We start from the raw sequence: 11,322 nt of genomic DNA, 5'->3' as shown, positions 1-11,322 counted from the left end.
CGCCCTCGCAAGCGCATTGACTAAAAAAGGCCGCATTTGCATATCTTCCGGATGCAAGGGGCGGTCCCAAAGCCGCCATCTTGTAACGAACGCACCTGGGGGTTGGTGCCTCACCTTTTGAACGCATCGCGGAGACGCGGCTGTGCAGATCGCTGTGATCTGCGCCGGTCGACGAGTGCGTTCGTAAACTCGGGGACGGCAACGTGACGCTGCATATTCGGAACTCATTCTCGCTGGCCGATTTCGACCGCGACCTCGCGCGTCGCCTGCACGCGCCGCAGTCCGGCGGCCTGTATTGGCGTGCGGGCAAGCGCGCACTGGATATCGCCTTGGTCGCAATCGCCGCGCTGCCTGCGCTTCTGATCGTGCTGCCGCTCCTTGCGCTGATCTCGCTCGATGGTAGTTCTCCGTTCTATCGCCAGAAGCGACTTGGCCGAAACGGCGAGATCTTCTGGATGTTGAAGCTCCGCTCCATGGTGCCGAACGCCCATGCGCGTCTTGCCGAGCACCTGGCGCAGGATCCGCTGGCCGCCGCGGAATGGGACCGGACCCAGAAGCTCCGCAACGACCCCCGGATCACTCCGATCGGCCGAATGATCCGCAAGACTTCACTCGACGAGTTGCCGCAGCTCTGGAACGTGCTGACGGGCGATATGTCGATTGTCGGCCCGCGCCCGATCATGGTGGAACAGGCAGAACTCTATCCAGGCTCTGCCTATTACGCGATGCGTCCCGGGATCACCGGGTTCTGGCAAACCTCCGTCCGCAACGAGTCGAGCTTCGTCGAACGGGCGAGCTTCGATGCGAGCTACCTGCGCGAATTGTCCTTCGCGACCGATCTGTCGGTGATGCTGCGGACCGTGCGAGTCGTCATCAAGGGCACTGGCTGCTGATCAGGCGCGGCGCGACTGCGCCGCTTCCCTCAGGAGCGTCATCAGCTCGTCAAGCAGCTTAATCGCGCGCTCGTCGGTCAAGCGATCCTCGTCGTCCCAATGCTGGGACGTGTTGCCCACCATCACCTCAGGCCCCGGCAGCAAATAGGGACGGAACGGGTTGAGACAGAGCCGGGCCATGTTCTGCGACCGCTCGCCTCCCGCGCGCCCGGCAGCCGAGGATATCAGTGCGACCGGCTTGTCCCGCCAGGGATTGCCCTCCGTCCTGCTGATCCAGTCCAGCGCGTTCTTCAGGACGCCGGAGATGCCCTTGTTGTATTCGGGTGTCGAGATCACGACGGCATCCGCCTCTGCAATCTGGTCCGCCAGAAGCTGCACCGGCACCGGTATGCCCTCACCGTCTTCGATGTCGCCATCGTAAACCGGAAAGACGATATCCGCGATGGTCACCTCGGCCGGCCCGAAGCGGCGCGCGGCTTCAGCTGCCAATTTGCGGTTGGTGGAGGCCGCGCGGAGCGAGCCGGAAATCGTGAGCAGCTTCAATTCGGACATGAATAGGACGATCCTTCGTGGTGCGGTGCGTTCCGCGCAGGAGCTACAACGAAAACACGCCGCGGCAAGCCGCGGCGTGTTCCTGTACGTTTCACCAAAAGTGCGTGATCAAGTCGTCGGCAGGATCACGATCTCGACGCGGCGGTTCTGCGCGCGGCCTTCGGGCGTGAGGTTCGACGCAACCGGCTGGTCCTCGCCGCGTCCGATCGACGAGACACGGAAGCTCGGCACGCCGTTCGAGGTCAGGATGGAGGCCACTGCCTGCGCGCGGCGCTGCGAAAGACCCTGGTTGTACGCCGCATCGCCGGTATTGTCGGTGTGACCGATCACCTGGACGTTGGTGTCCGGGTATTGCTGCAGGTTCCGCGCCACTGCGATCAGGTCGCCTTGGATAGAGGGGCTGACCGCGGTCGAGTCGGTCGCGAACAGGATGTTCTGCGGCAGCGTCACGATGAGACGGTCACCGGTGTTCTGGATGTCGATATTGTTGTTGCCGATCTGCTGGCGCAGCGCGGCTTCCTGCTTATCGAGCTCGTTGCCGACAATCGCGCCGCCGGCTGCACCGATAAGGGCGCCCGCGGCGGCGTTGCGGCGACGCTCTTCGGGATCGTTGCCCGCGGCGGCACCGGCAAGCGCGCCGACACCGGCACCGATCAAGGCGCCGGTTTGCGCCTGGCGGTTGGGGTTATTGGGATCGTTCAGCGGCGCGCAAGCAGTGATGGCAATCAGGCTTGCAGCCGACAGGATCAGGGAAGTCTTCGCTCGGATCATTAGGTCCTCGTCCGTTTGACGTTTTTCGTCGGAATGACACGCTGGTCATAGCGCGCATGCCACGTGTTATCCAAAAACATTGCCGAAAGCATAGGCGGGGCTCCGCCGACACCGGCGTCATGCGTCGGCCCGCACCGATTCCCAGGCGAGGATCGCGCGCTTGACCGGCAGACCCCAGTGATAGCCGCCCAGCGCTCCGCTTTTCCGAAGCGCGCGGTGACATGGGATCAGCAGGGAGATCGGATTGCGCCCGACCGCCGTTCCGACCGCGCGCACAGCCTTGGGATGGCCGATCGCCGCGGCGATCTCGGAATAGGTGGTCACGTGGCCGGAGGGAACCTGCATCAGTGCCTCCCAGACCTTGATCTGGAACGGCGCACCGATGAAATGCAGAGGCACCTCGCCGCCCTGCCCGAAGATCGCCTCGGCCTTAGGCGTAATGCGCGCGGCATCCTCGGTGTAGCGTGCATCCGGCCAGCGAGACCTCAGATCCTCGAACGCGGCCGCCTCACCGGCCTCGGAGGTGAAGGCGATCCCGCAGATGCCGCGATCCGTCGCCATCAGGAGCGCCGGGCCGAACGGACTGTCCGCCATACCCCAAGTGATGTTGAGACCCGCGCCGCCCTTGGCGAAATCGCCTGGGCTCATCGCCTCCCAGCGCATGAAGAGATCGTGCAGCCGCCCGGTGCCAGACAGCCCCGACGCATGCGCGGCCTCGAGCGTCGTGAACCGCTCGCGCAGAAGCGCCTTGGCATGGCCGAGCGTCAGGTATTGCTGGTAGCGCTTCGGGCTGACCCCGGCCCATTCCGAAAAGACGCGCTGGAAATGCGCGGGGCTCATCTGCATCTCGCGCGCCAGATCGTCGAGCCGCGCGCCGGGACCGAGCTCGTCCACGAGCACGATCGCCCGGCGCATGACCTCGAAATGGTAGGCGCTGCGGCCTGCGATAGGGGTCTGATCGGTCATTGTCGTGGCTCCGCGTGTCTCCTGCGCCCCTTTTTACAGCGGCCGCGCCTGTCCCGGCGACCCGATTGTTGCGTATCCGTCAGGCAGCGGGCAAGACAAGCGGGATGGCCAAGCAGCTCGACTACAAGACGATCCGCGAGATCTTCCGCCGATTCCATGAAGCGGAGCCCGAGCCCAAGGGCGAGCTCGAGCATGTGAACGCCTATACGCTCGTGGTCGCGGTCGCGCTCTCGGCACAGGCGACCGATGCGGGAGTGAACAAGGCGACCCGCGCCCTTTTCGAGATCGCCGACACGCCCGAGAAGATGCTGGCACTCGGCGAAGAGGGGGTGATCGAGCATATCAAGACGATTGGCCTCTATCGGAACAAGGCCAAGAATGTCATCAAGCTCAGCCGCATTCTGGTCGAGCGATATGACGGCGTTGTGCCGAATTCCCGCGCCGCTCTTGAGAGCCTGCCCGGTGTCGGACGCAAGACCGCGAACGTGGTGCTCAACATGTGGTGGCGCTACCCGGCGCAGGCGGTCGACACGCATATCTTCCGTCTCGGCAATCGCTCGGGCATCGCGTCCGGGAAGGATGTCGTCGCCGTCGAGCGGGCCATCGAGGACAATGTGCCCGCCGATTACCAACTTCACGCCCATCACTGGATGATCCTGCACGGGCGATACACCTGCGTCGCGCGCAAGCCGAAATGTCCCTCCTGCCTGATCCGCGACCTCTGCCAATTCGAGGACAAGACCTTATGAGCAAGACCTATCAGGTTGCCGGGATCGGCAACGCCATCGTCGACGTGCTGACCCGGGCCGAGGACAGCTTCCTCGACAATATGGGCATCGAGAAGGGCATCATGCAGCTCGTTGAGCGGGAACGGGCCGAGGTGCTCTATGGTGCGATGGAAGGCCGGGTGCAGGCACCGGGCGGCTCGGTTGCGAACACGCTCGCGGGCCTTGGAAACCTCGGCCTGCGCACGGCCTTTGTCGGCCGTGTGAAAGATGACGGACTGGGCCGCTTCTACGCCGAGGAGATGGAGAAAATCGGCACCGCGTTCGTCAATCCGCCGAAAGCCGAAGGCGAGTTGCCGACATCGCGATCGATGATCTTCGTCTCGCCCGACGGGGAGCGGTCGATGAACACCTATCTCGGGATCTCCGCCGAGCTTGGCCCCGACGATGTGGACGAGAGCGTGGCCGCAGACGCGGAGGTGGTCTTCCTAGAGGGCTATCTCTTCGACAAGGACAAGGGCAAGAATGCCTTCCAGAAGATGGCGCGCGCCTGCCGCAACGCCGGGGGCCGCGCAGGGATCGCGATCTCCGATCCGTTCTGCGTGGAACGGCATCGCGAGGATTTCCTGCGGCTCATCGAACACGACCTCGATTACGTGATCGGCAACGAGGCCGAGATCCGGGCGCTGTATCAGAACGATGATCTCGATGCAGATCTCGCGGCCGTCGCCGCGATCTGCCCCTTGGTGATCTGCACCCGCTCGGGTCATGGATGCTCGATTATCCGCGACGGCGTGCGCACGGATGTGCCGGTGGAGCATATCACGCCCGTCGATGCGACCGGCGCGGGCGACCAGTTCGCCGCTGGCTTCCTCTATGGGCTCGTCACCGGGGCGGATATGGAGATTGCGGGCAAGATGGGCCACGCCGCCGCGCGCGAGGTGATCAGCCATATGGGGCCTCGTCCGGAGACGTCGCTCCCCGATCTCTTCCGCCAGCACGGGCTGATGAGCTAGAGCGAGGGGGCCGGCTGCCCCCTCGCGCTCCCCCGCCGGTATTTATGCCAATCCAAAGAGTGTGGCGTGGCGCTCAAGCTCGCCGGGATCGTATCCGGTGGCAGGCTCATGCCGCGACCTGTCCGGCCGCGCGTTTCAATGCGCCTCGGCCCAGTTCGCGCCTTGTCCGGCATCGACGACAAGCGGCACGTCGAGCTTCAGTACCGGATCGGTCGCGCCTTCCATGACGGCACGCGCTGCGTCGACCAGCTCGTCGACGGAATCTTCGGCCACCTCGAAGATCAGCTCGTCATGCACCTGCAACAGCATCTGGGCCGGCAGGTCCGCGATCGCGTCCGGCATCCGCACCATGGCGCGCCGGATGATGTCAGCCGCAGTGCCCTGAATCGGCGCGTTGATCGCGGCGCGGCGGGCGAAGCCGGCGCGCGGACCGCTCGCGCTGATCTCGGGCGTATGGATGACCCGGCCGAACAGGGTCTCGACGCGCTTGTGCTCCTTGGCGAACGCGGTCGTCTCGTTCATGTAATCCTTGATGCCGGGAAAGCGCTCGAAATAACGGTCGATGAAACCCTGCGCTTCGGCGCGCGGGATACGCAGGTTCCGTGCAAGGCCGAAGCCTGAAATCCCGTAGATCACGCCGAAATTGATCGCCTTGGCCTGACGGCGCACCTTGGGCGTCATCTCATCGAGCGGCACTCCGAACATCTCCGATGCGGTGGCGGCGTGAATGTCCTGCCCGTCGCGGAAGGCCTCTTTCAGCGCGTCGATCCCGGCGATATGCGCGAGGATCCTGAGCTCGATCTGGGAATAGTCGAGGCTGACGAGCACCTTCCCCTCCTCGGCGACGAAGGCCTCGCGGATGCGGCGCCCTTCCTCGGAGCGGACGGGAATGTTCTGCAAGTTCGGATCGGTCGAGGCGAGCCGCCCGGTGCTTGCGCCGGAAATCACGTAGGAGGTATGCACCCGCCCCGTCTCGGGATGGATATGCTCCTGCAGCGCGTCGGTATAGGTCGATTTCAGCTTCGAAAGCTGCCGCCAGTCGAGAACCCGGGCGGGCAGATCGTGTTCGGTCGCCAGATCCTCGAGCACGTCCGCGCCCGTAGCATAGGCGCCGGTCTTGCCCTTCTTGCCGCCCTCGAGCCCCATCTTGTCGAAGAGGATCTCGCCGAGCTGCTTGGGGCTGCCGACGTTGAACTTCTCGCCTGCAAGCTCGTGGATCTCCTCCTCGAGCGCCGCCATTTTCTGGGCAAAGGCCCCTGACATGCGCGAGAGCGTGTTGCGGTCGACCCTGATGCCGGCGCGTTCCATGTCCGCGAGAACCGGAACGAGCGGGCGCTCCATCGTCTCGTAGACGCGGGTGACGCGTGCGCGATGGAGCTGCGGTTTGAAAAGGTGCCACAGGCGCAGAGTGATGTCCGCATCCTCTGCGGCATACTTGGTCGCATCGTCGATGGGCACGCGGTCGAAGGTGATCTGGCTCTTGCCGGTGCCGATGATCTCCTTGATCGGAATGGGCTGATGGCCGAGATACCGCTCGGCGAGCTGATCCATCCCGTGCCCGTGCAAGCCCCCATGCATCGCGTAGGACATGAGCATGGTGTCATCGATCGGCGCGACATCGATGCCGACCCGGGCCAGGATCTTGGCATCGTATTTCACGTTCTGGCCGATTTTCATGACGCTCGGATCTTCCAGAAGCGGCTTCAGCATCGCAAGCGCCTCGTCCCGGTCCATCTGTCCGTCCAGCAGCGCGTCCGAGGTGAAGAGATCGCCATCATCCTTGGCCCGGTGGAGAAGCGGCAGATAGCCCGCCGTCCCGGCCTCGATGCAGAAGGACAGGCCGACAAGCGCGACCCGCATCTCGTCAAGGCCGGTCGTTTCGGTATCGAACGCGATATGCCCCCGCTCGAACGCGGCGTCGATCCAGGTCTGCAGCGTCTCTGCATCACGGATCGTCGTGTAGCTCGCCTCGGCGAAATCCGGCTGTTCAGGCGCGTCCCCGGCATCGGCGGCTTCGGGCGCTGTCTCGGGGATGACCGGCGCCTCCTCGCCCAGCGTCTCGGCGATGCGGCGCGACAGGCTGCGAAACTCCATCTCCGCGAGAAAACCCAGCAGCGTGTCCGGATCGGGGTCGCGCAGTTCGAGATCCTCGAGCGTGAAATCGAGCGGCGTGTCGAGATCGAGCTGCACCAGGCGCTTCGAAAGCTCGATCTGCTCGCGCTTTTCGATCAGCGTCTCGCGGCGCTTGGGCTGCTTGATCTCTTCGGCGCGATCCAAAAGGTCTTCGAGCGTGCCGTACTCGTTGATGAGAAGTGCTGCCGTCTTGATCCCGATCCCGGGCGCGCCGGGCACATTGTCGACGCTGTCGCCCGCAAGCGCCTGCACGTCCACCACCCGTTCGGGTGCGACGCCGAACTTTTCCATCACGCCCTCACGGTCGATCACCCGGTTCTTCATCGCGTCGAACATCTCGACGCCGTCACCGACGAGCTGCATGAGATCCTTGTCCGAGGAGACGATCGTGACGCGGCCGCCCGCGTCGCGCGCCTGGCAGGCGAGCGTTCCGATGATGTCGTCGGCCTCGTAGCCTTCGACTTCCTTGCAGGCGATGTTGAACGCCTCGGTCGCGCGGCGCGTCAGCGGAATCTGCGGGCGCAGATCCTCCGGCATCTCGTCGCGGTTGGCCTTGTACTGATCGTAAAGGTCATTGCGGAAGGTATGGCTGCCCTTGTCGAAGATCACCGCGATATGGGTGGGCGCATCGCGTCCGTGATCCTTCGCTATGTAGCGGCGCAGCATGTCGCAGAAACCCTGCACCGCGCCCACCGGCAGCCCGTCCGACTTTCGCGTCAGCGGTGGCAGGGCGTGGAAGGCGCGGAAGATGAAGGCCGAGCCGTCGATCAGATGCAGATGAGAGCCTTTGCCGAAGCTCATGGGCGCCGCCTTCCCTTACCGGTGTCGTTTCTGCCCGAGGACATATCGCCCCGCGGGCACGGTGACCAGCGCCCGCCCGTTTCTGAAAGGAGTCGGGGGAATGTTGCAGAACGCCCGGCACGAGGGCGCGCGAGGCTACGTGGGCTTACGTCCCGTCCTTCTCCGCGAAATCGCGATGGACGAACCGCGCATCGCAATAGCCGCATTCGACCCAGCCGCGATCTTCGGGAATCGAGAGCCAGACCCGCGGATGGCCGAGCGCCCCTTCGCCGCCGTCGCAGGCGACGCGGTAGCTGTCCACGATCTTCGTTTCTGGCGCGTCCGGAGCCATGCTGCGAATTCCCATTCGGTTGCCTTTGCCTTATGCGCGTTATGTCCGATGACAGACCAAGGAGCAAGGCAGGCATGGCAGGCGACGCGATCCGGATAGAGGGCCTCAGGAAAACCTATGGGGGGCAAGGCAAAGCGCCCGAGAAAGTGGCGCTCAAGGGGATCGATCTGACCATCCCGCAAGGCTCCGTCTTCGGGCTGCTCGGCCCCAACGGCGCGGGCAAGTCGACGCTCATCAATATACTCGCGGGCCTCGTTCTCAAAAGCGCCGGCAGCGTGGAGATCTGGGGCTTCGATCAGGACCGCAATCCGCGCCAGTCGCGCGCCTCGATCGGGGTGATGCCGCAGGAGTTGAACCTCGATCCGTTCTTTACGCCGCGCGGCGCGCTCGAAGTGCAGGCCGGCCTCTACGGCGTGCCGAAAGGCGAGCGGCGCTCGGACGAGATTCTCGAGATGGTCGGCCTTGCCGACAAGGCCGAAGCCTATGCGCGAACGCTCTCGGGCGGCATGCGCCGGCGGCTTCTTCTCGGCAAGGCGCTCGTGCATCGCCCGCACATCCTCGTGCTCGACGAGCCCACGGCGGGCGTCGATATCGAGCTGCGCCAGATGCTCTGGGACAATGTGCGCCGCCTCAATCGCGAGGAAGGGATGACGATCATCCTGACCACGCATTACCTCCAGGAAGCCGAGGAGATGTGCGACGAGATCGCGATCATCAACGAGGGTGAACTGGTCGCCCGCAACACGACATCGGCGCTTCTGGGCGAACTTGACGCGCGTACGATGGTGATCGAGCCCGAGGCGACGCCCGAAACCCTCCCCGACCTCGAAGGGGTCGAGGTGGAAGAGCGCGGCGGCGGCATCCTTGCGCTGACCTATCATGCCCGCGAGATGCGGGCCGAGGATGTGCTCGATGCGGTCCGCGCCGCAGGCATCCGCATCTCCGACGTGCGGACGGAACAGCCGGACCTCGAAGATGTCTTCCTCGCCCTTACGAAAGGCGCGCATGGCTGAGGCGCTCGCCCCTGGTATGAGCCGGCCGTAAATACTCCCGCCGGAGGCATACCGGAGGCCGGGGCCACCGGCCCCGGACGACATAAGATGCGCGGGCGGCCCTGCCGCCCGCTCCGCCGGATCAGGCTTTGGCGAGCATTCGGCCGAGGGGACGGCCTGCAAGGATATGCACGTGCAGATGCGGCACTTCCTGCACGCCGTTCCGTCCCGCATTGGAGATCAGCCGGAAGCCATCCTCTTCGACGCCTTCCATGCGGCAGACTTCTCCGATGGCGCGAACGTAGTCGACGAGTTCCGCCTCGGTCGCTTCCTGCGCGAAATGGTCATAAGAGACATACGGCCCCTTCGGGATCACCAGTACGTGGACGGGCGCCTGGGGCTGGATGTCTCGGAACGCGAGGGAATGCTCTGTCTCGAGCACCGTGTCGTTCGGGATCTCGCCCCGCAGGATCTTGGCGAAGATGTTCTGGTCATCGTAGTCGAAGGGCATGGCGGCTCCTCAGTCGGCGAATAGGTGATCGGTGCGCGCGATCTCGCGCGCCTTGTCCTGCCCGACCGAGAGAAAGGCCGCAATCGCCTGGGCGTTCACTTCGGGCGGATCGGTCTCGCGGATACGCAAATGGTTGTCGAACTCGGCATCCCGGATACGGTCGCTTTCGTGCAGCATGTCGTTGCGGATAGTCGGTAACAGCCGCTGCAATGTCTCGGGCGGGGTATTGTCCCCGGCAAGGCCGACGCGCATGGCGTGGCCGATCAGGTATTCGTCGGAGAAATGGCATTCTACCTCGAGGATCCGCGTCAGCGCGCGGTCGCGGCAGAAATCCTCAAGAAGGTCGAGATTGCCGGGGTCCATGCAGATGATCATGCGTTCGCTCTCGAAATACTCGAACAGCATCCGCATCAGCGCGCGACGGTGCCGATGCCGCTTGGACATCGTGGCCTGGATTCCGCCGAGATCGGGCAGCGCCGTGTTGTCCTCGTTGAAGAGGTACTCGATGCAGGGAATGTTGGTCATCTGCCGGATGCGGTCGAGGAGCCGTTTGGCCACATGCCACTTCTTGCAGACGACGATCAGAAGCTCGCGCTCCCGGCCGAGCGAGCTTTCCGTCTCCCAGAATCGCGGCGCGAACCTGCGCCCGATCCGGCCCCGTTCGGTCAGGAACTTGAAAAGCTGACGGCCCTCGTTCGAGATGTCAAACTTCACGCCCTCCGCCGAGTAGAGCGCGCCGAGGCGGCGCTTCAGGTCAGCCGCCTCGGGGCTGATCTTGCGCGCGAAAAGAAAATCCTGGCTCAAGAGCACGTCGTAGTGATCGTTGTAGAACGTGACCGGCATTCCGTAATCGGTGAACATCAGGAAGGTCAGCGTCCGGCTGTCGATTTCCCGTTCGGGCACGAGATGGCGGACCAGCGTCTGGAAAAAGGTCTCGTCCGGGATCCAGGTCGTGCGGAAGAACGAGACCACGTCGGGCCGCCTCCGCGTGAAGTCGAGCACCCATTCCACAGTGCGCCGCCGCAGGCACCACCATTGGCTGCCGATCATGATATCGAGGTCGGGCGGGATCGGCCGCGTGATGCCGAGCCGCTTTTGCAGCTCGAACATCGCGTAGAAGCGCTTTTTCTGACTCCGCTCGTTGAACCAGTGGCGGTAGATCAGCCGCTCTTCCTTCCAGCCGGTCTTGATCCAGTCGGATTTGAAATAGTCGAAGCTCTCGATGTAGTCGCATTCACGCCGGTCGAGGAAATCATGCGCGTATTCCGCGGTCTTGATCGCCATGCAATCGCCCGAAAGCATGTAGAAATGCGTGGCGCGCGGGAATGCATCGACTGCGGCTTTCAGCGCCTCGAGCGTGGCTTCCACGAGGCTCCATTCGCCCCAGCCGCAGCGCACGCGGCGCTTGGCGAAGACGACGCCTGGATTGTCGGCCAGCGCCGCGCGGATCTGGCGATAGGCGGTCGGCGAGGCGCTCCGGTCGAAATGGATCGCGATGTAGTCGCCCACGGCTGTGAGCGATTGCGCCTGACGGACAATCGCCTCGGGGTCCTTGTGACACAGCAGAATGAAGGCGATCTTTGCCATTAAGGAAACACAGCGCCCATTTTTTGCCCGATTGTCTAGGTTGA

The 11,322-nt window shown here is 64.0% G+C and carries 11 protein-coding genes; 4 read left to right on the top strand and 7 right to left on the bottom strand.

The features are described from left to right. The first annotated feature begins 203 nt into the window (after window positions 1-203). Complete coding sequence (locus BM171_RS11100; RefSeq protein ID WP_371418225.1) at window positions 204-893, top strand: sugar transferase; 690 nt, start codon at window positions 204-206, stop codon at window positions 891-893. On the opposite strand, the gene BM171_RS11095 is transcribed toward BM171_RS11100, so the two are convergent. The 3 genes from BM171_RS11095 to BM171_RS11085 all read right to left on the bottom strand — a co-directional run bounded on the left by BM171_RS11095 (window position 894) and on the right by BM171_RS11085 (window position 3,182). Beyond that, window positions 894-1,445 carry an NADPH-dependent FMN reductase gene (locus tag BM171_RS11095; protein ID WP_093011979.1) on the bottom strand — a complete coding sequence of 184 codons (552 nt, stop codon included), beginning with the start codon at window positions 1,443-1,445 and terminating at the stop codon, window positions 894-896. Between the two features lie 108 nt (window positions 1,446-1,553). Next, the gene (locus BM171_RS11090) at window positions 1,554-2,216 is read right to left on the bottom strand and encodes a YiaD family glycine zipper/OmpA-like lipoprotein (protein WP_093011978.1); all 663 of its coding nucleotides are present in this window, start codon (window positions 2,214-2,216) and stop codon (window positions 1,554-1,556) included. A gap of 117 nt (window positions 2,217-2,333) precedes the next feature. Continuing rightward, a complete protein-coding gene (locus BM171_RS11085) occupies window positions 2,334-3,182 on the bottom strand; it encodes a methylated-DNA--[protein]-cysteine S-methyltransferase (RefSeq protein ID WP_093011977.1) in 849 nt (282 codons plus the stop codon). Between the two features lie 104 nt (window positions 3,183-3,286). On the opposite strand from BM171_RS11085, the gene nth reads away from it, so the two are divergent. Together nth and BM171_RS11075 are read left to right on the top strand one after the other, a co-directional pair. Continuing rightward, on the top strand, window positions 3,287-3,931 hold the full coding sequence (gene nth, locus BM171_RS11080; RefSeq protein WP_093011976.1) for an endonuclease III: 645 nt from the start codon (window positions 3,287-3,289) through the stop codon (window positions 3,929-3,931). Then, entirely contained in the window at window positions 3,928-4,923 is a 996-nt protein-coding gene (locus tag BM171_RS11075; RefSeq protein WP_093011975.1) for an adenosine kinase, read from the top strand. Before nth ends, BM171_RS11075 begins: the two co-directional genes overlap by 4 nt. A gap of 135 nt (window positions 4,924-5,058) precedes the next feature. Here the strand turns inward: BM171_RS11075 and polA are convergent, their stop codons facing one another. Together polA and BM171_RS11065 are read right to left on the bottom strand one after the other, a co-directional pair. Continuing rightward, window positions 5,059-7,857 carry a DNA polymerase I gene (gene polA / locus BM171_RS11070; protein ID WP_093011974.1) on the bottom strand — a complete coding sequence of 933 codons (2,799 nt, stop codon included), beginning with the start codon at window positions 7,855-7,857 and terminating at the stop codon, window positions 5,059-5,061. Window positions 7,858-8,002: 145 nt separating this feature from the next. After that, a complete protein-coding gene (locus tag BM171_RS11065; protein WP_093012343.1) occupies window positions 8,003-8,188 on the bottom strand; it encodes a zinc-finger domain-containing protein in 186 nt (61 codons plus the stop codon). 74 nt (window positions 8,189-8,262) lie between these two features. On the opposite strand from BM171_RS11065, the gene BM171_RS11060 reads away from it, so the two are divergent. Further along, window positions 8,263-9,201: an ABC transporter ATP-binding protein gene (locus BM171_RS11060; RefSeq protein WP_093011973.1), complete on the top strand. Its 939-nt coding sequence runs from the start codon at window positions 8,263-8,265 to the stop codon at window positions 9,199-9,201. A gap of 121 nt (window positions 9,202-9,322) precedes the next feature. On the opposite strand, the gene BM171_RS11055 is transcribed toward BM171_RS11060, so the two are convergent. Both BM171_RS11055 and BM171_RS11050 read right to left on the bottom strand, forming a co-directional pair. Next, complete coding sequence (locus BM171_RS11055) at window positions 9,323-9,691, bottom strand: histidine triad nucleotide-binding protein (protein ID WP_093011972.1); 369 nt, start codon at window positions 9,689-9,691, stop codon at window positions 9,323-9,325. 9 nt (window positions 9,692-9,700) lie between these two features. Then, window positions 9,701-11,278, bottom strand: a complete 1,578-nt coding sequence (locus BM171_RS11050) for a DUF5928 domain-containing protein (RefSeq protein WP_093011971.1) — start codon at window positions 11,276-11,278, stop codon at window positions 9,701-9,703. Between the last annotated feature and the right edge of the window lie 44 nt (window positions 11,279-11,322).

This window comes from Roseivivax halotolerans, from assembly GCF_900115815.1.
GTDB classification, from domain to species: Bacteria; Pseudomonadota; Alphaproteobacteria; order Rhodobacterales; family Rhodobacteraceae; genus Roseivivax; species Roseivivax halotolerans.
The sequence above is the reverse complement of the archived record's forward strand: the minus strand, read 5'-3'. Positions and strand labels throughout refer to the sequence as shown.